The sequence below is a fragment of the Euhalothece natronophila Z-M001 genome, assembly GCF_007904085.1.
In the GTDB taxonomy this organism is placed as follows: Bacteria; Cyanobacteriota; Cyanobacteriia; order Cyanobacteriales; family Rubidibacteraceae; genus Halothece; species Halothece natronophila.
The window spans coordinates 330,817-349,878 of record NZ_CP042326.1 but is presented as its reverse complement, the minus strand read 5'-3'; the positions used below and the strand labels follow the sequence as shown (position 1 = coordinate 349,878).

The 19,062-nt window shown below is 39.8% G+C and carries 15 protein-coding genes; 6 read left to right on the top strand and 9 right to left on the bottom strand.

Annotation, left to right across the window (positions count from 1 at the left end; all coding sequences use genetic code 11):
- Positions 1 to 3 precede the first annotated feature (3 nt).
- The 4 genes from FRE64_RS01555 to FRE64_RS01540 form a co-directional block, all read right to left on the bottom strand.
- The gene (locus FRE64_RS01555) at positions 4 to 252 is read right to left on the bottom strand and encodes a DUF6761 family protein (RefSeq protein WP_146294353.1); all 249 of its coding nucleotides are present in this window, start codon (positions 250 to 252) and stop codon (positions 4 to 6) included.
- An 88-nt stretch (positions 253 to 340) separates the two neighbouring features.
- Positions 341 to 919, bottom strand: coding sequence for a Uma2 family endonuclease (locus FRE64_RS01550; RefSeq protein ID WP_146294352.1), 579 nt, complete (start codon positions 917 to 919; stop codon positions 341 to 343).
- Positions 920 to 940: 21 nt separating this feature from the next.
- The gene (locus tag FRE64_RS01545; protein WP_146294351.1) at positions 941 to 1,519 is read right to left on the bottom strand and encodes a Uma2 family endonuclease; all 579 of its coding nucleotides are present in this window, start codon (positions 1,517 to 1,519) and stop codon (positions 941 to 943) included.
- Positions 1,520 to 1,574: 55 nt separating this feature from the next.
- Positions 1,575 to 2,336 carry an HAD family hydrolase gene (locus FRE64_RS01540; protein ID WP_146294350.1) on the bottom strand — a complete coding sequence of 254 codons (762 nt, stop codon included), beginning with the start codon at positions 2,334 to 2,336 and terminating at the stop codon, positions 1,575 to 1,577.
- A gap of 216 nt (positions 2,337 to 2,552) precedes the next feature.
- Between FRE64_RS01540 and ribD the strand changes: the two genes are divergently transcribed.
- Positions 2,553 to 3,671 (top strand): bifunctional diaminohydroxyphosphoribosylaminopyrimidine deaminase/5-amino-6-(5-phosphoribosylamino)uracil reductase RibD, encoded by a 1,119-nt coding sequence (ribD, locus tag FRE64_RS01535; protein ID WP_222597846.1) that lies wholly within the window; start codon positions 2,553 to 2,555, stop codon positions 3,669 to 3,671.
- Position 3,672: 1 nt separating this feature from the next.
- On the opposite strand, the gene FRE64_RS01530 is transcribed toward ribD, so the two are convergent.
- The gene (locus FRE64_RS01530) at positions 3,673 to 9,342 is read right to left on the bottom strand and encodes an AAA family ATPase (RefSeq protein ID WP_146294348.1); all 5,670 of its coding nucleotides are present in this window, start codon (positions 9,340 to 9,342) and stop codon (positions 3,673 to 3,675) included.
- Between the two features lie 7 nt (positions 9,343 to 9,349).
- On the bottom strand, positions 9,350 to 10,891 hold the full coding sequence (locus FRE64_RS01525) for an FAD-dependent monooxygenase family protein (protein ID WP_146294347.1): 1,542 nt from the start codon (positions 10,889 to 10,891) through the stop codon (positions 9,350 to 9,352).
- Positions 10,892 to 10,964: 73 nt separating this feature from the next.
- On the opposite strand from FRE64_RS01525, the gene FRE64_RS01520 reads away from it, so the two are divergent.
- Positions 10,965 to 11,807: an SHOCT domain-containing protein gene (locus FRE64_RS01520; RefSeq protein WP_146294346.1), complete on the top strand. Its 843-nt coding sequence runs from the start codon at positions 10,965 to 10,967 to the stop codon at positions 11,805 to 11,807.
- A gap of 64 nt (positions 11,808 to 11,871) precedes the next feature.
- Here the strand turns inward: FRE64_RS01520 and FRE64_RS01515 are convergent.
- Together FRE64_RS01515 and FRE64_RS01510 are read right to left on the bottom strand one after the other, a co-directional pair.
- Positions 11,872 to 12,667 (bottom strand): IS5 family transposase gene (locus FRE64_RS01515; protein WP_390622251.1). Its coding sequence is split into 2 segments (ribosomal slippage): positions 11,872 to 12,210 and positions 12,212 to 12,667, totalling 795 coding nucleotides; the frame shifts between segments, so codons are not numbered across the junction.
- 233 nt (positions 12,668 to 12,900) lie between these two features.
- Positions 12,901 to 13,182 (bottom strand): 4a-hydroxytetrahydrobiopterin dehydratase, encoded by a 282-nt coding sequence (locus FRE64_RS01510; RefSeq protein ID WP_146294344.1) that lies wholly within the window; start codon positions 13,180 to 13,182, stop codon positions 12,901 to 12,903.
- A gap of 350 nt (positions 13,183 to 13,532) precedes the next feature.
- Here FRE64_RS01510 and FRE64_RS01505 point away from each other — a divergent pair, with 350 nt between their 5' ends.
- The 4 genes from FRE64_RS01505 (at position 13,533) to purH (ending at position 17,450) form a co-directional block, all read left to right on the top strand.
- Entirely contained in the window at positions 13,533 to 13,922 is a 390-nt protein-coding gene (locus tag FRE64_RS01505) for a DUF7682 family zinc-binding protein (RefSeq protein ID WP_146294343.1), read from the top strand.
- Positions 13,923 to 14,003: 81 nt separating this feature from the next.
- Complete coding sequence (locus FRE64_RS01500) at positions 14,004 to 14,756, top strand: DUF561 domain-containing protein (RefSeq protein WP_146294342.1); 753 nt, start codon at positions 14,004 to 14,006, stop codon at positions 14,754 to 14,756.
- Positions 14,757 to 14,842: 86 nt separating this feature from the next.
- A complete protein-coding gene (gene cydB, locus FRE64_RS01495) occupies positions 14,843 to 15,856 on the top strand; it encodes a cytochrome d ubiquinol oxidase subunit II (RefSeq protein WP_146294341.1) in 1,014 nt (337 codons plus the stop codon).
- Positions 15,857 to 15,902: 46 nt separating this feature from the next.
- A complete protein-coding gene (gene purH / locus FRE64_RS01490) occupies positions 15,903 to 17,450 on the top strand; it encodes a bifunctional phosphoribosylaminoimidazolecarboxamide formyltransferase/IMP cyclohydrolase (RefSeq protein WP_146294340.1) in 1,548 nt (515 codons plus the stop codon).
- A gap of 78 nt (positions 17,451 to 17,528) precedes the next feature.
- On the opposite strand, the gene FRE64_RS01485 is transcribed toward purH, so the two are convergent.
- A complete protein-coding gene (locus tag FRE64_RS01485; RefSeq protein WP_222597845.1) occupies positions 17,529 to 19,025 on the bottom strand; it encodes a serine/threonine protein kinase in 1,497 nt (498 codons plus the stop codon).
- Positions 19,026 to 19,062 lie beyond the last annotated feature (37 nt).

Below are 19,062 nucleotides of genomic sequence, written 5' to 3'. Positions count from 1 at the left end.
ACTTTAATAAAAATCTACTTCCGTTTGGGTTTCCACCTCTTCAAAATTAGATCGATCGCGCAAAAACCGTTCTGACTCTTCTTCTAACCTATTAACTTGATAGGGTTCAAGAACACCTGCTGAACGTAACCCAGCCAAGTAACCATTCAGATAAAGGCGAAGCTCATTAAAGCCATAGCCCCGATGCCAATAATCTACCATGGCATCCGTTAGGTGTTGATAATAACGAATTGCTTGAGAATCTTGTAGCATAGGAATCCATCTGAATCAGGTCTATAACTCTATCTTACCCAAAAATTGACAAATTTAAGCATTTAAGGTGAATTCAGTGGAAAAACTTTTACTGCCAAATTTTGCCAACATTTAACGTAAATCCTTTTAAGACATCTTCTCCAGACAGGTAATTAGGATTTTCTAAAATTTCTACGGCTTGTTGAGGACGGTAAATTGCAACTCGCTTGTTTCTTGGTTCCAATAGCCAACCTAAACGACAGCCATTGTCTAGATATTCTTCCATTTTCTCAGTTCCTTGTTTCCAAGAATCGGAAGGAGAGAGTAATTCGATGACAAAATCAGGACATAGGGGTAAAAATCCCTGTTTTTCCTCTAAAGTGAGTCCATCCCATTTTTCCCAAGGAATCCAAGCTGCATCAGGAGAACGTTGTGCGCCATTGGGTAGAGAAAATCCCCCAGATGAATCAAACGTTTGTCCTAACCCAGTTTCTTCATTCCAATTCACTAAAGCTGCAATCAGTTTAGAATTCCAAGCACTGGTTTCTCCGCCTGTGGGGGACATAACAATTAATTCTCCGTTAGCATTGAGTTCTAGCTTCGTGTCAGGGTTGGCTACACATAAAGAATAGAATTGCTGTTTCGTTAATTGAATGATGGGGTTGAGATTCAGGGTGGTAGTTGTCATAACAGTTAATTTACAGGACTTTTACTGCCAAATTTTGCCAACATTTAAGGTAAATCCTTTCAAGACCTCTTCTCCAGAGAGGAAATTGGGATTTTCTAAAATTTCTACGGCTTGTTGGGGACGATAGATGGCAACTCGCTTGTTTCTTGGTTCTAGTAGCCAACCTAAGCGACAGCCATTGTCTAGATATTCTTCCATTTTCTCGGTTCCTTGTTTCCAAGAATCGGAAGGGGAGAGTAATTCGATGACAAAATCAGGACACAGTGGTAAAAATCCCTTTTTCTCTTCTAACGTGAGTCCATCCCATTTTTCCCAAGGAATCCAAGCTGCATCAGGAGAACGCTGTGCGCCATTGGGTAAAGAAAATCCTCCAGAGGAATCAAACGTTTTTCCCAACCCTGTTTGGCGATTCCAGATTACTAAGTCAGCATTCAGTTCCGCATTCCAAGCACTGGTTTCTCCGCCTGTGGGGGACATAACAATTAATTCTCCGTTAGCATTAAGTTCTAGCTTTGTGTCAGGATTGGCTGCACATAAAGAATAGAATTGCTGCTTCGTTAATTGAATAATCGGGTTGAGATTTAGGGTGGTAGTGGTCATAACAGTTAATCAGTGGGAGATTTCTTCGTGAACCAGTGAGGAATAACTTCTACCCTTAAGGAGTTGGATCAGCAAGCAAATGATAAGCTGTAGTAAGGAAATTACTCTCAATTTGATCAGGTTCAAACTGTTGGAGATAATTGTAACTGCGGATACCACAAGTAAGCGCGATCGCGCTAATTCCCATAGCTTTTGCCGCTAAAATATCCGCTTCTGTATCTCCAATCATACAAGTGCGATGAGTTTGGTGTTCGGCTAAAGCCTTTTTCAACAGGGCAGTTTTACACTCGATATTATTACTATAAGCAGCCATGGCATCAGTTGTCCCATAAACGCCACTAAACAGCCGCAATAAGCCATAATTGGTTAAAATTTGACTCACCTGATCTTGACAACGTAAGGTTACCACCACTAAACGCACCCCCTGAGAGTGTAATAACGCTAAAGCCCAATTCACTCCCCGATGAAATTTATCTTTCGTCAACAGAGAGACATCATTAACAATGGAGCGTACTTGTTGAACAAAATAGGGAATCTGTTGCACTTTTAAGCCAGAACGCAGGGCAATTTCTTGATCATTGGCGCGTTCTTGTTTCATTTGCCAAAATTCCTTCTTACTGAGAGGATTAATCTTCAAAAATGGATCAAATCGGGAATAATAATGATAAGTCTCATGCAAAGCCAGTTGATAAGTGTTGTAATAGCGATCAGAGACATCCACTAAGGGCCCATCAAAATCGCAAAATACCGTTAGTACTTTAGACTGACAAGAAGATTTTGCGAAAGAGGCGGTTTTAGCGATTGTTTCTACACTCATAATTAACCATTTTGGAAAGGAAATTTTGGCGAAGCCACTTTACCTTAACAATTTTTAGATAAGTTTTCTAGGATTTTCGAGAGATTATTGATTAGAAAAACTTATACAACAGTTTTTAACTCTCATGAGTTACATTCTTAATGGTTTTGTCCTTTGTCCTTCTCCTTTACAGACTTAAGAAACGCTATACATTAAAATTACCCCATGGATCAGTCAATGTTATCTCCAACAATTGGGACTCCTTTTGATCAAGCCATGATGCAACGGTGTCTTCAACTTGCCTGTCAAGGAATGGGCAAAACCTCTCCTAACCCTTTGGTTGGTGCGGTAGTTGTCCAAAATGGCAAAATTGTAGGAGAAGGCTATCATCCTAGCTTCGGAGAGCCTCATGCGGAAGTCTTTGCCTTACGAGAAGCTGGGGAAAAGGCTCAAGGAGCGACCCTTTATGTTAATCTCGAACCCTGTAATCATTATGGACGCACTCCCCCTTGTTCAGAAGCTGTTATTCAAGCAGGAATTGCTAAAGTGATTATGGGAATGGCTGACCCAAATAAAACGGCTTCTGGGGGTAAAGAACGGCTAGAAGAGGCAGGAATTTCGGTTGTTGTGGGAGTTGAGGAAAAGGCATGTCTTGAACTCAATGCTGGATTTATTCAACGAGTGCTTTATCAGCGTCCTTACGGCATTTTCAAGTATGCTATGACCTTAGACGGCAAAATTGCCACCACAATTGGACATAGTGCTTGGGTAACGGATATTCCAGCACGAAAGCGAGTCTATCAAGAACGTGCTCAATGTGATGCGGTAATTGTAGGGGGCAATACCATTCGTCAAGATAATCCTTATTTAACCACCCATCAATTAACCTCTCATAATCCCCTAAGAATTATTATGACACAGGGATTAAATTTATCACCACAGGCTCGTATTTTTCAGACGGAAGAAGCGTCAACGTTAGTCCTAACAGAAACGGAAAATTTAGCGGTCAAAAAGCAATTAGAAAAGCAAGGGGTAGAAGTTTATCAGTTATCCCCTTTAACCCCAAAAACTGTAATGAAATATCTTTATGAGCGAGGATTAGCAAAAGTTTTATGGGAATGTGGGGGAAATTTAGGAGCTAAAGCCATTAAAGAAGGAGCTGTACAGCAAATTTTTGCCTTTATTGCCCCAAAAATTATTGGGGGTGTAGCAGCACCCTCTCCTGTGGGAGATTTAGAGTTCAAACAAATGACAGAGGCTTTAATTTTAGAAGAAACCAGTTGGGAACAATTGGGAAATGATTATTTATTAAAAGGGAAGATTGCTTCTAGCTTTTGGGAAAAACGACTTAATTAGTTTAATAATGAAGTTTTAATCTTTTTTCTTGTACCCAATCCTGATTAAAAATTGTTTCATAAATACGGTTTTTCACTTGCAAATCACCGTCCTCTTTCTCGACTAATCCTGATAAAAGTAATTCCTTCTCTGCTATGGTTTCTTGGGCGGTCACACTTCCTTGCTCTAAAATTTGCTGATAAAGACCTAAAATTTGATCACGGGGAGAGGAAGCATTTAAAACGCGATCGCGCACAGTTCTTAAATGTTCTGGTTCATCTTGCGCTTCCCAATTGTGAATAATCCTGTCTTCTACTAACTGCGCTACCCATTGCGCCTCTTGCTGCGAAGGAATTGTCTCTGAAGTCTTGCGAATCAAGCAACAAATTTTCTGCGTCAGAAACGGCTGTCCATTCGTCCAACTTAACACCGCCTTCAACACTGTTTGTGGATTTTTCACCTGATCTGCTAACCCCTCCAACAACGGTTGCGCCTCATGTTGCTTAAACCCGTTTAAGGTAATCTGGCGACCAATATTAAAGGGCGTTCTTTGAAAATCGGACATTAAATCTGATGGCGTTGCTACCCCTAACAATACAAACGTTAACCGTTGATAGGTTTCATCAAGACGACGCTGATTATAACAAGCCCGAATTAAGCCAAAAAAGTCATTCACCGAAAAATCTAACCCTAATACCGCATCCACTTCATCAATAAAAATGACAATTTTCTCCGCTTCTACATATCCCAACACAACTTCCTCTAAAAACTGACTAAACCGTTGCACTGGGGATAACTCCCACTGTTCATTCCACCAACTTTTCAAATTAATGCTTCTCAACAAGCCAAAGTTTTTCCATAACTCCACCGCCAACCCCTTATACCACTGATTCAGCGTCACCTCTTCACTGCCAATGCGAGTTAAATCTACCGCCGCACAACCCCAACCCTCATTTCTCAGATGGTGCATCATTTGAATCATTAAACTAGATTTCCCCATCTGTCGTGGATTGAGAATATAGCAAAACTCTCCCTGTTGTAAGGCTTGATAAAGATAGCGATCGGCCGCTCTTACCACATAAGTGGGTGCATTCATGGGGAGACTTCCCCCCACTTGATAATCATACTCAGAAAAGTCTTCCTCACTGCGTAAGAGGCGATTTTCAAATTTTAATTCCGCTTGAGTCGCTTTTAAGACTTCTAAGGTTTCAGACAGACTCTGGGTGCGTTCTTGCACTTTTTGTTCTAAATTCCGATTGGATTCAGCGAGGGCTTCTTTAGTGGCTTGTAAGTCAGTATTGAGGGTTTTCATTTCCTCATAAAGAATGGCATTTTTAATGGAAATTCCTGCTTGGGAGGAGAGGATATTAATGATTTCTAGACGATCATCAGTAAAGGCATTACTCGTTAAATTATTTTCTAAATAAATGAGACCTAATAATTCCCCTTGATTCAAAATGGGAGTACATAAAACTGATTGGGGCTGATTTTTGGTAATATAAGGATCGCGGCTAAATAATTCTTCGGTTGTCGCTTCATCTAAAATGACGTTATCTTTGGTTCGCACCACATAGTTAATAATGGAAAGCGGTAGTTGTTGGCTATTTTGAATGGGTAGAGACTGATAACTATGAATTTCTTCACTGTGGGCAGAGGCTTCAAGATATAATTGACCTTCTTTTTCTAAAATTAAGTAACCTAATTGCGCTCCCGCATTTTCTACGACAATTTGAATTAATTTTCCTAATAAGTCATCAAGGATAATTTCTGCAGCTAAACTTTGAGAAGCCTTGATAATACTCATTAAGTCTAAATCTTGGGTATCACTACTGGTGGTAGAATCAATGCTGATATCTTTTTTAATTTTCGGTTGGGGAATAGTTTGTTCAAGGCGGAATTGAAGATATTGGTTTTCTAAATGTTTAACTTTAGCATTTGCACCCCAACGGCGATAGGCATAATGGGCTTCTGCGAGATAAGTTTGGGCAATTTTTCCTCGTCCTAGTTCTAAATAAAATGCTCCAGCGAGTTCATTGGCAAGGGCGACATATTGAATAAAACCGTTTTCTTTTGCCCCTGCAATGGCAGCATCATATAAGTCCATTGCTTGTAAGGTGTCTCCCAAAACTCGCGCTTTTTCTGCTTCTACCAGTTCGTAGCGATATTGGAAATTCATGGGGGCGTGGTAAGCCCATGTTTGCATTACTTCTTGGTTTTCTGTTACTTGTATTTGATCTTCTTGGGAAAATTCTTCACTACCATAGGAGTATTGACCTAAAAGGGCTAAAGAATAGAAAAAGTTATGCTCAGTAAATAGAAATTGAGCATTAATAAAACCAGAGTAGTTTAATGCTGTTTTACAATAGTAAGCTGCTTCCTCAGGCTCGCGCCGTAAGTAGTAAAGAAAGGCTTTATAGTAATTAACATAAAAAAGTAATATCCGATTATCAATTTTGATTAAATATTCACTATCTTCTACTTCAGAAAAGAATTTTCCTGTTAACTCGACTTGGAGATCAGGGGTAGCAATTAAATTGGCAACAGTTTGAGTGCTGATTTTGCTTAAATAGAGTTGATGGTTTTGTTCAGCGCTGGCAATAAAGTTGATATATTTAATTTGTTCTTTGTGAACTTGAGTCAAATTTCTTCCTACTGCTAAGATATGTTCACAATAAAAATTTGCATTATGGCAAGCAAATTCAATATTTCCAAATTCTAGAGATTTTTGGATTGAGTTAAATAATGGATTAATTGTTTCTTCAATATGTCTCTTTTTATAAACTAAATTAATATAAACCGCAACATTAACTTGAGGTGAAATAATTGGTGCTTGCAATTGATCAACAATTTCTAATGCTAATTGACCTAATTGATATCCCAACTCAATATCTAGATACATCCAAGCAACTATATTTCCATAAACTGCATAAGCGTAAGGCGTGCTAAGGGAGTTACCATAGTTTCGAGATAAATCAAGCATTGTGTAAAGCGTTGGGAGCGCGATCGCGCTGTCTGAAAAGCAAGCAGGAGCATAAATTAAATTAAGAATTTCCATCGCTAATATTAGAGACGGATCATTCATAATCGGTAAGTTTTTTAGCTCCTCTATATTCGTAATTTTGGGAGGAGACTCAACTAAATCAATCCCTAACTTCTCTAGCACATATCTACCATTTTCTAATACTAAATTAAATTCTGATTGTGCTAAATTAATTTTAATTTCTATCTTGATAAATTTAACTTGTTCTAAGGTTGTTTTTGCTTGATCTTTTCCAATGCTTATAAAAGATACGGCTTTGGCAAAATTAGCTAATAAATAGTAACTCTCAGCCAACTCTAAATAAATATTTAAAGTTAAGTCATACTGACGATTCCAACTTTCCTCATCTAAGAGATTAACTGCTGACTCTAAATAATATGTTGCTAGGTGATACGCTGTGGTTGCGTTCGATTTTCTCCCTGCTTTTAAATTAATTTCTGCTAGCTCATCTTTTTCCTGACGATTGGTTAATAAGTTTTGTCCACAGTTAATTTGATTAGCAATGATAAAAAGTTTCTCATCATCTAGAGAAAGATCAGTCTCTTTTAGTAATTTTTTGCCAATATCCAAATGAGTTAATTGTTTTTGCTCTTGCGGAATTAAAGAATAAGTCGCTTGCTGAATCCGATCATGTAAAAATTGATAAGTGAGATCATGATTTTTTTCTTTATTAGGAATAAGGAATCCTTTTTTTATAGCTATTTGGAGCTTTTTCTCAATCTGTGAAAAAGAAGATTCAGTAATGATCGCTAAGGCTTCTAAGGTAAACTGATTCCCGAGACAAGAAGCAATTTTTAAGATTTCTATCGTGGGTGGTGGCAATTTTTGTAAATTTCTCACCAGAAGCTCTACTAAATTGAGATCACTTAACCCGACTTCTTGTATAACTTCAAAATTCCACAACCACTGATCGTGCTGTTGGCTATAAGTTAGTAATTCTTCTTCGTGTAGTGTTTTCAAAAACTGATTAATAAAAAAAGGATTACCTTGGGTTTTCTCTACAACTAAATTATTCAGTTGTTCCAGGCTTTCTACATCAGCTTTTCCTTTTAAGGTATCACTAATTAATTCTCGTACCTGATTCTGTTTTAAAGGGGTAACAATAATTTCCTGAAACTGGAGATGAGGCTGGGCTTCAATTTTGTCTAACGTCGGAATAAGGGGATGTGTCGCTTGAACTTCATTATTACGATAAGCCCCAATTACCAGTAAAGAATGAATCGTGTCATCACTGAGTAAATCTTGGAGTAATTCTAAAGAGGCAAAATCTGCCCATTGTAAGTCATCAAGGAATAAAACCAGCGGCTGTTGACATAACCCTTTCACAAAATCCCGAAAAACTTGATGGAAACGATTTCGAGCCGCTTCTCCTTCTAGGGTAGGAACTGACGGCTGTTCTCCAATTAGTAATTCTACTTCTGGAATGAGATCAATGATTACTTGACCATTATTTCCTAAAGTAGCTTGAATTTGCTCTCGCCAACTGCTTAATTTTTCTTCACTTTCAGTGAGTAACTGTCGGATGACATCCTGAAAGGCTTGGGTAATGGCTAAATAAGGGGTATCTCGTTTTAATTGCTCAAATTTGCCACCAAGATAATGCCCTTGGGCTTCTAATAGAGAAGGTCGCACTTCCTGCACAATGGAGGTTTTGCCAATTCCTGCATACCCCGAAATCATGAAAACGGTGGTATTTCCCGCTTTCACTTGGGTAAAGGTATCGAGTAGGGCTTGTACTTCTGCCTCTCTTCCGTAGAGTTTTTGAGGGATAATGAGAGCAGAGGCGCGATCGCGCGTTCCTAACTCAAACGTTTCCATCTCCCCCTGTTCTTCCCATTGTTGCCAGCAGCGTTCTAAATCATACTTTAATCCTGTTGCCGTTTGATAGCCCTCATCCGCTTTTTTCGCTAACATCTTCAGGATAAGATGAGATAGGGCAAGGGGAATTGAACGGTGATGATGAGGAGGAACTGGAGACTCTGCTAAGTGGGCATGAATTAACTCTAAGGGGTTAGCGCTGGTAAAGGGTAATTGCCCTGTGAGCATTTCATAAAAAGTCACCCCAAGAGAATATAAATCGCTGCGATGGTCGAGATAACAATTCATCCGTCCCGTTTGTTCTGGGGAAATATAAGCAAGTGTCCCCATGATCGTATTTGGATGTTGGGCAGATGGGTATTCAAAAGGGGCTTGGATAGCAAGATTAAAGTCGGTTAGTTTGACCTGTTGGGTTTCAGGATTGATAATGATGTTACTAGGTTTGATATCTTTATGAATGAGGGGAAGGGGATGGAGTTGGGCGAGGATATCTGCTAGCTGGATAGCAAGGTGGAAAAATTCTGCTAAGGGAAGCTCATAACCCAAAAGATATTCGGATAAGGATTGACCGCCAAAATCTTCTAAAATGAGAGCCAAACTATTGCCATCAGGTTCAAGGCTATAACTTTTTACGACTCCTTCATCATCAAGGTTTTTGGTTACTTCATATTCATGTTGTAGTCGCTGAATCTGTTTTAAGTCAGGATTATCTGCTTTTAGGCGTTTAATAATCACTGGCTGTTGGTCAGTTTCTCGAATACCACGGAAAATAATAGTATGAGTTCGTTGCGCGATCGTTTCCTGAATGGTGTATCCTGACAATCCTTTATTCATCAGCTTACTAATCCTGTCCTGATCCATATTGCCAAGCCTCAATTAACCGTTTCAGGCGATATTGCTGTTTGGGGGAAAGATTCTTAAGGGAAGAGACAAAGGGCTTACTGAGGGGAAATAAACCACTATACAGCCCTAAATTCACATAATGAACTAACCAATCTAATAAGGGCGGAATCCCCACTTGTGGAATGACAGGAAAAACAATCTCAGGTCGCTTCACAGAAGTTAAGGCTAAAGTTTGGGTCAATCCTGAAAACCTCACCACATCTTGCAAAAATGGCTTGAGAACATCCTCTCCTAACTCATTCATAGCAGTAAATACCCCACTGAGGAGATCATTAATTTGGTTGGGTGACAGTTCTTGATTGACTCCGACACTCATTGTACGTTGAAATAGCCATGTTACAGAGATATTAGGCTGATAGGGTTGTAATAAGGCTAAATCTTGTCGGGAAAGGGTATCCGCATTTAAGGCTTCTGTAACGCCATAAGTGAGTCGAGAAAGATGCCGAATCATTGCCCCAAATCCGCCAAAACTCACAGGTGATTGAATGCCACTACTATCTCCCACAGGAAGAATGCGTGACCAGGGGACTCGTAACGGGCTTTTGCGGTAAGCAGGGAAGAAGCCAAATAATACCCGTTTAAAGTCTAGCTGGGAAAGTTCCACCTGTTGATACTCAGGTAATAGGCGGAAGTATTCATCCATAAAAAATTCTAAACTGGGACGAGCAGGATCGGCATCGAGATAGGAGAATAAATAAGTGGTGCGTCCATCTTTGGCTGGAAAAGCCTCCCAAAAATACTGACATTGATTTTGAATGGGGGTAAAGGAAGTGATTAAATCCCCTGTTTCGTTCTTAGAATAGCCATCAGCGCAACTCCCTACCACTACACAAGTTCCGTCTGGTTTTTCCCCTCCCCTAGCTTGCTTCACAATCGGGGAAAAATGCCCCATAGCATCCACTAAGAGTCTTGTGGTGAGGGTGGTTTCATGGGTTTGAAGATTCACGCCATTGGGATGAACTGTGGCACTAGCAAAAGCAGTTTTTTCCAGTAATGTTCCGCCGAGGTTGAGGAATTTTTGTTTGAAGAGATCAAGGAGAATTACAGGATCAACGCCAATGTTAAGGACATCATTTACCCAAAGTTCAATCCCCTGATGAAAAGCGACACGACCGGGATTATAACCAGACGCGATCGCGCTTTCTAATTCTTCCTCACTAAAAAGCCCTAGTTCCACAAGTTCTAGTAGTTCCTGACGAGAGATATTCCATTCTTGTTCCCGTCCGCGCAAAATTCCTCGTTCTAAAACCCCCACTTTAAAGCCCCGTTGTTGTAATCCTGTGGCTAGTAAGATGCCCAAGGTGCCACCACAGATAAGAACATCAAATTCACAACCAGCTAAATTTTCTGTAGCCGTTGTTACCACTTGCGGGATTTCATGATCATTCTGTCTCAGACGCGACCACATTTGATCGGCTTTTCGTAAGCCTGTTAAGGGATCACCCGTCAGTTGCGAAAGGATTTGTTCGGTTGGCTTCATAGTAAGTGTTGGGAAATCAAGGATATTATTAACATAGCAACCTCAAAGCAAACCTCGCCTCAGGAGGGGTATTATGACCAAACACTATTTTATTGCCAGTGACCAAGAAACCCTATCAAAAGTCTATCGTGATGTTATTGTCTGGTTCAAAGAAAAGGAATATGAAGTGGACAGCACTCAAACGGGAGATGTTTATCTTGTCCAAGCCGCAAAAACAGGCTTTCTAAGAACTATCTTTGGTACTAATTTAGCATTTAAGGTGAATATTTATTGGTCGAGTAACCCGACTACTGCGAGAGAATTTATTATCGAGACGCGAGTGGGAAAATGGGTTAGAAATATTGCTGGCGCTGGATTTACCGCCATGTTTACAGGAGGTTTTACCATTTTTACGGGGTTTGCTGGCGCAAGTTGGGCGTTAGTTTTAGAACGAGATTTAATTCGTCATTTACAAGAAAATCTCAATTTACAACGAGTTAGTATTTCCCCCGAATCTTCTTCTAATTTTGAGGAGTCCGCCGCTAGTAAGCAAACTGTGGATGTTAGTGCCTATTCTACCGCGCGATCGCAGGCAATTGCTGAAATCAAAGAAGAAATTGATCAATTAAAACAGGCGTTACAAAAAGATATTATCAGTCAAGAAGAATTTGAAAAGAAAAAAGAGAATTTAGAAGACAAAATTGATGAACGAGAAATTGAGTTATTAATTGAAGAGAAAAGTAATCAATTACAAGAAGCCTTTACATCTGGCATTTTAGATGCGGATGAATATGAAGCGAAATTACAATCTATTGAAAATGCTGTACGCGAAAAACTCTCGAAAAAGCAAAAATTAAAAGAAGCGCGAGATAATGGCATTCTCACCGAAGAGGAGTATCAAAATAAAGTCTCCCAATTATACCAAGATATTAAATAATATTATGTTGTTTGTCCTTTGTAAACCAATGACTAAGAGACTGTTCCTAAAATAAACCTTAAGACTAAGCTGAAAACATAGCTAACCGTTTTAACATCAGGCGAGTCATGGCTACTTTGATGAGAGCTTCACTGATTTCTGGTAATTTCTCTGAATCAATAACTAAGCGTCGATTTTGAACCAGCCAAGCAAAGGTTCTTTCCACCACCCATCGTCGAGGAAGAACCTCAAACGCTTTACTCGAACGTTTGACAACTTCTACTTGGGCTTGAGTTAACTTCTCGACTGCCCTGCTAAAGTTGGGTCCTTGGTACCCAGCATCCACCCAAATTAAAGACAAGTTGGGGAGTTGGGATTCCACTTCTAGTAAAAGAGCCATTCCACCAACACGTTCGGTGCCTCTTGGCTTCACTAACGACAACTGCTAGGAGCAATCCCTGAGAATCTACCAAAATATGTCGTTTACGACCTTTGATTTGTTTTCCTCCGTCGTAACCATACACCTCCCCCTTTTTCCGCCAGTCTTCACGCTCCTGGGAATCGATAATGCCTGGGCTAGGTTCAGGGTTTCGTCCTTGTTCTTCTCGCAGACGCGATTGCAGTTTTTGTTGTATCCTTGACCAAATACCTTTTCTCTGCCATTTACGGAAATAATTGGATACTGTCGTCCAAGGAGGCAAGTCTTGAGGCAAAGCTCGCCACTGACAACCTTCATGAAGGAAATAAAAGATCCCATTCAGGACTTCTCGCACATCAACATTAGCTTTTGGACCTCTACGCTTGGGCTTAGGAATTAATGGTTCAACAATTTCCCATTCGGCATCAGTTAAGTCTGTAGGATAGGAGCGACGTTTCGTCATCTTCATAGCGAATCGTTGCATCTATTTCTAGTTCTAGTTTGAACTGTTTTGGTCAGCGATATGGCTCCGCCATTTGCCAAAGGCAATCGCGCCATTCTTTATATTTTCTTTAGGAACAGTCTCTTAGTCATTAGTTTACAAACAACAAAGGACAAAGGACAAAGGACTAACAACAAACAACAAAGGACAAAAAATAGAGGAGAGAAAATGTTTCCCTCCCCAGACACAGCATTTTAACTAAGACCCGAAATCGTACGAGCCAGATTAAAATCTTTTTCAGTTAATCCTCCTGCATCATGACTGGTCATTTTAATAACAACAGTATTATAAGAAATTTCGATATCAGGATGATGACCAGCGGCTTCGGCGGGTTCCACTAACTTATTCACAAACTCTACTGCTTCAGGAAAGCCTTTGAATTTACGAGTACATTTAATAAATTTCCCTTCCTGTGTCCAATCAGAAAGTTCCTTAAGTTGGGTTTGAATGTCGGAATCACTAAGTAGTTGTGCCATAGTTTATTTTGTAAGACGGAACTTAATTCTCGTAATCAGGTTTTAAACACAACTTAGACTCAGGAGAATCTATTTGTCTCCCCCCGCAAGATAGAAGTTTTTTCTCTTCTTTATAACTTTCTCAGAAAATTAAAATCACTTCAATATGGCGATTAAAAGCCAATTTTCTTAACTTTATATGCCAAAACGCGTAAAATCTTGTCACTTTATGTCCGTTTAACGATTACGATTAATAGAGAAGCCCTGCTACTCTTGTCGATATCAAAGCCACGACTATTGGTCAGGTTCAGATATTTTTGTTGCGGAGGGTAGCATCGCTGTTATAAAAACACTGAGAGGAGACTAATCCCATGGCGAGAAGAAAGAAAAAATTTCCCTGTGGACACCAAGGGTATGGACAAATTTGTCATCGATGCGAACAAAAAGAAAATGACCGTATTAGAAGACAAAACCAGCGTCAGGCTTGGGAAGAAAGTTTTAAGAATGATCCCATAAACTTAAAAAACCTGCCAAAAAACGTTGTGATAAAAACTAGACGCATTATTTCCCAATTAAGACAAGATAATAATTATCAGCGTTTTAAGGGAAAGAGGTTACGACATGATCGTAAGATAATTAGTATTCCCGTTAATCGGGATTACCGTTTAATTTGTCGAGATGAAGGGAGTGATGTTGTTCCTGAAGCAGTGGTATCTCACCAAGATTACAATGTTTGTAAGCCGGGAAGTGCAAAAAAATAATTTCCTGCTCCCATCTAACTAAGGTTTGGGATAATCGGCTATAATGCCCCCAGGTTTAGACTGTTTAAGGAAAGCTCCAAGATGACAATGCAACCAAACTTAGAAACAGCCTTTTGCCAACAGCAAACCCTGAAGGTAATTAGTGGCTTAAATAACTTCGATCGCGCTAAAGTTTCCCAAGTAATCAAAGCAGCAACTGTCGGGGGGGCGACATTTGTAGATATTGCTGCTGATCCTGAGTTAGTAAAAATGGCAAAACAAATGACATCTCTCCCCATTTGTGTTTCTGCCGTAGAACCAGAGAGGTTTGTTTCCTGTGTCAAAGCAGGGGCAGATTTAATTGAAATTGGAAACTTTGACACTTTTTATATTGAAGGGCGACGGTTTGAAGCAGAGGAAGTCTTAGCCTTAACGCAACAAACTCGCCGCTTACTCCCTGAGATTACCCTATCGGTAACTGTTCCCCATATTCTTCCCTTAGATGAACAAGTGGAACTGGCGAGTTCTCTCGTTGAAGCAGGGGCTGATATTATTCAAACAGAAGGGGGAACAAGTAGCAATCCTACCCAGAGTGGCACCTTCGGCTTAATTGAAAAAGCAACACCCACTTTGGCAGCGGCTTCTTGCATTTCTCAAGCAGTCTCTGTTCCTGTTTTATGCGCCTCTGGTTTATCTAAAGTGACGGTTCCGATGGCGATCGCTGCAGGCGCTTCTGGAGTAGGTATTGGTTCGGCGGTTAACCAACTCAATGATGAAGTAGCAATGATAGCAACAGTTCGTGGTTTAGTGGAATCTCTCTCCACGGTTCAACATCGTAACCCAGTACGCCGTTAATTTTGTGAACGTGGTTAGGAAACGTAAACAAGGTTTCTCCACGTTCAGATGGTAACGTCAATGGATTGTCCCCCTTTTACTTAGCTATGGAAACCCTAGAATACTTTTTACCGCAAGTTTGGTTCGTCATTTTGGCGTTATTTCTCTTCCTCTATGTCACCCTTGATGGGTTTGATTTAGGGGTTGGGATTCTCTCGATTACTTCTTCTAATGAGGAACGCCGCGGCTTGTTAATGACCAGTTTAAGTAATGTTTGGGATGCGAATGAAACTTGGCTGGTGTTGATGGGCGGTGCGCTGTTTGGGGCATATCCCCTTGCTTATAGCACGATTTTAAGTGCCCTCTACATTCCGATTTGGATTATGGTTTTTGGCTTTATTTTCCGTGGGGTTGCCTTTGAGTTTCGAGAACATTCTAATCGTAAGTTTTTCTGGAATGCTGCCTTTGGTTTGGGCAGTTTACTGGCAACAGTGGGACAAGGATTTGCCCTTGGTGGTGTATTAACAGGCATTAATGTCGATTCTTCTGGACATTTTATTGGTAGCACTTGGGATTGGTTTAGCTTACCCTCTGTGTTAGTGACGCTAACCTTAATTCAGGGCTATGTGTTGAGTGGATCAACTTATTTGGTGATGAAAACAGAAGGGGCGTTACAGCAAACCCACTATCGCACAGCAAAACTGGCGGCGGTTACCACGTTAATTGGGGCAGTTTTAATTACTATTACCACGCCCATCTTTTTAGAAGAAGCGCGATCGCGCCTTTTTGATGCCCCTTTGGTTTACATTTTTGCGACTATACCCATTTTAGGAGTATTTTTAATCTGGCAATTATTACGGAGTTTGAATCAACAAAAGGAAATTGCCCCCTTTATTTGGACAGTGTTAATTTTCTTACTCTCGTTTTTAGGATTAGGGATTATTGTTTTCCCCTATATTATTCCCCGTTCTATTACCGTTTATGAAGCCGCTGCAGATCCCAGTGCTTTAGTGTTTATGCTAACCTTTATTGGCTTTTTAATTCCCATTATGCTGGCGTATAACATTTATCAGTATGTGGTGTTTCGCGGTAAAGTCAGAAGCGATAGTTATGGGAGTTGAATCAAAGATGCTATAAACTTCTTGGTGATGAATTAAGGAGAAAGCAGTGAAGCAGTTAGCGTTAATTAGCGTTTCCGATAAAACAGGAATTGTTGAGTTTGCCCAGCAATTGGTGACAAACTTTAATTTTGAGATTGTTAGTAGTGGGGGAACCGCAAAAACCCTACAAGATGCCGGGATATCGGTAACGAAGGTATCTGACTATACAGGATCCCCTGAAATTTTAGAAGGACGGGTAAAAACTCTCCATCCTCGCATTCATGGGGGAATATTAGCACGGCGCGATCGCGCTGAGGATCAAACTGACTTAGAAAATAATGATATCCGTCCTTTTGATTTAATTGTAGTCAATCTTTATCCCTTTGTTGCCACGATTAATAAGCCTGATGTTACTGTCGCTGAAGCCATTGAAAATATTGATATTGGCGGCCCTGCTATGCTCAGAGCAGCGGCAAAAAACTATCAACATCTTACCGTCATTTCTAACCCACAGCGATATCAAGCCTATTTAGAGGAATTAGAAGCCAGTGGCGGCAAACCCTCTCTTACCTTTCGTCAGACTTGCGCCCTCGAAACCTTTACCCTAACTGCTGAGTATGATCAAGCGATTAGTGCCTATTTAGGAGGCTTGACGGAAGAATCTGTTGCCCCCTTACCCCAAGAATTTAGCTTAACAGGAACACAGCGACAAGTTCTGCGTTACGGCGAAAATCCGCATCAACCAGCAACTTGGTATCAAACGGGAGTCACCCCCACAGGATGGGCAAAAGCGAACCAATTACAAGGGAAAGAACTCAGCTACAATAACCTTGTGGATTTGGAAGCAGCACGGCGAATTATTAATGAGTTTACTGACCAACCTACCGTTGCCATCTTAAAACATACCAATCCCTGTGGCATTGCCTCGAAATCTCAATTATTTGAAGCCTATAAAAGCGCGTTTGCTGCTGACTCAGTTTCGGCATTTGGCGGTATTGTTGCCCTTAACCAAGCCATTGATGAAGCAACGGCAATGGAGATGACACAGACATTTTTAGAATGTGTTGTTGCTCCTGATTGTACCCCAGAAGCGAAAAAGGTGCTGGAGAAAAAGTCAAATCTGCGGGTTTTAATTATACCTGATCTGCAAACTGGCCCCAAAGAAATGGTAAAAGTGATTGCAGGAGGGTTTTTAGTGCAAGCGATGGATGATGTGGTTGATGATCCGCAACAGTGGGAAGTAGTAACAGAAAAACAACCCAGTGCGGAACAACTGGCGGAAATGGTGTTTGCGTGGAAAGCTGCCAAGCACGTCAAATCTAATGCCATTGTCTTAACGCGCGATCGCGCGACCATTGGTGTTGGGGCTGGACAAATGAATCGAGTTGGTGCTGTAGAAATTGCCCTAAAACAGGCAGGAGAGAAAACACAAGGGGCAACCTTAGCCAGTGATGGCTTTTTCCCTTTTGATGACTCCGTACGCATGGCAGCCGAAGCAGGGATTAAAACCATTATTCAGCCTGGGGGATCGCGCCGTGATGAAGATTCGATTAAAGCTGCTAATGAACTGGGATTGGTGATGATTTGCACTGGAACTCGTCACTTTTTACATTAAGATAACTTTAAGAGTAGCGGAAAATTTTTTCATTCCGTTGCTCTGCTTTTTGATTTTTCCTTTAGAGGAATTGCCCTCTCATGACTGCTTCTGCTGTATATAATTATTAATTTCCTCTTGCAACCAATCTTGCTCTAATTCAGTTATTTTATTGAACGGTATTTTAAAAATACGAGCCCCAGAGATCATATATTTTTTGCCATTATGATACAAATATAACATTTTCATGCTACCATCTACCTTGATTTCTGAAGCATTTTGTGAAAGTTGACCCCGTTTCTTTCGATTGAGGAACTCTGCAATTTGTGAAAGCAAAAACTCTTTTTTTATTTCTACCTCTTCAAGACTATACTTTTTATATGATTTCCATGTTAAGCCAAAAAAATTCCACTCCCAAATTACTTTCATTTTTTCATAACTAACTCTTAAAATAATTTTCAAAAAAGCTTTATTAAGCGAATTTACTAACCACCAAAGATAATAAAAACCAATCAGCAAAATAAATACTACAATCTTTAGAATCAAAAGTAAGACTAAAATTGAAATAATAACTCCGTCTAAACTTCCTTCAAAAAGCATTCTTGATAACAAAAGAATAATAGCAATTCCAAATGAAATCGAGATCGTTACCCAATAAAAAGTAAAAAGCAAATTCCAAAGTAAAGACAAACCTAAGCGAAATCGTGGAATAATTACTTCCAATAGCTCTGAGCTATTTTCTACTTGAATACCACTTTTAATAGGCTTAGAAGTAGTTTCCGATGAAGCAAGAAGGTTTGGATTTTTGAGAACTGTTAAAGCTGTTTTAGCACTACTAAATCGATCTTCGGCTGCTGGTTCTAACATTTTTTCTAACCAGTCAGCAAAAGTGGGAGAAAGGTTATTGAAGAATTGAACATCTGGCTTCAGTTCATCTTGAGCTAATTCTGCAATAGATTGTCCTGTTACTAGATAAGCAATGGTTGCACCCAGTCCGTATAGATCAGTAGAGGGTGAACTCTGACCTTGGTATTGTTCTGGTGCCATATAACCATAAGTTCCCACTAAAATGTTAGTAAATTGAGTTTTATTAAAGGTATTTTTCACAGCACCAAAATCAACGAGTTTAACATTACCGTTACTTTGATAAATCAAGTTTTGAGGCTTAATATCACGGTGAATTATCGGTGGTTCTAAATTATGTATGTAGTTAAGAACATCTAAAACTTGTTTTGCAATAGATTTAATTTCTACTTCTGAAGGTTTCCATCCGTCTTCTATTAATTGATCTAATGACTTCCCCTCTGCTAGCTCTTGCACTAAATAAAGCTGATAATTATTAGGAGTATCAATTTTTAAAAAATCAACATAATATGGAACATTAGGATGTTCAATTCGTTGCAACGACTGAACTTCGCGTTCAAATAGCTCTAAGACTTTCCAACTATCTGTTTCATTTAGTGATATGGCTTTAAGCGCAACCTCTTGCTGTGTCTTTTGATCAAAAGCACTATAAGTTATTCCTAGTCCACCTTGACCTAATTCTCGTCTGATCTGGAAGCGATCGCTGATTATCTTTCCAACTTGATTATTCAAAATAAATACTCCTTTACTAATTTAAAAAAAATTATAC

What these genes read in the sequence shown, in the direction of transcription:
- FRE64_RS01510 (WP_146294344.1), bottom strand. Translation starts at nt 13,182, where the DNA reads ATGGCACAACTACTTAGTGATTCCGACATTCAAACCCAACTTAAGGAA.
- ribD (WP_222597846.1), top strand. Translation starts at nt 2,553, where the DNA reads ATGTTATCTCCAACAATTGGGACTCCTTTTGATCAAGCCATGATGCAA.
- FRE64_RS01500 (WP_146294342.1), top strand. Translation starts at nt 14,004, where the DNA reads ATGACAATGCAACCAAACTTAGAAACAGCCTTTTGCCAACAGCAAACC.
- FRE64_RS01520 (WP_146294346.1), top strand. Translation starts at nt 10,965, where the DNA reads ATGACCAAACACTATTTTATTGCCAGTGACCAAGAAACCCTATCAAAA.
- FRE64_RS01540 (WP_146294350.1), bottom strand. Translation starts at nt 2,336, where the DNA reads ATGAGTGTAGAAACAATCGCTAAAACCGCCTCTTTCGCAAAATCTTCT.
- FRE64_RS01505 (WP_146294343.1), top strand. Translation starts at nt 13,533, where the DNA reads ATGGCGAGAAGAAAGAAAAAATTTCCCTGTGGACACCAAGGGTATGGA.
- cydB (WP_146294341.1), top strand. Translation starts at nt 14,843, where the DNA reads ATGGAAACCCTAGAATACTTTTTACCGCAAGTTTGGTTCGTCATTTTG.
- FRE64_RS01530 (WP_146294348.1), bottom strand. Translation starts at nt 9,342, where the DNA reads ATGAATAAAGGATTGTCAGGATACACCATTCAGGAAACGATCGCGCAA.
- FRE64_RS01525 (WP_146294347.1), bottom strand. Translation starts at nt 10,891, where the DNA reads ATGAAGCCAACCGAACAAATCCTTTCGCAACTGACGGGTGATCCCTTA.
- FRE64_RS01550 (WP_146294352.1), bottom strand. Translation starts at nt 919, where the DNA reads ATGACAACTACCACCCTGAATCTCAACCCCATCATTCAATTAACGAAA.
- FRE64_RS01545 (WP_146294351.1), bottom strand. Translation starts at nt 1,519, where the DNA reads ATGACCACTACCACCCTAAATCTCAACCCGATTATTCAATTAACGAAG.
- FRE64_RS01555 (WP_146294353.1), bottom strand. Translation starts at nt 252, where the DNA reads ATGCTACAAGATTCTCAAGCAATTCGTTATTATCAACACCTAACGGAT.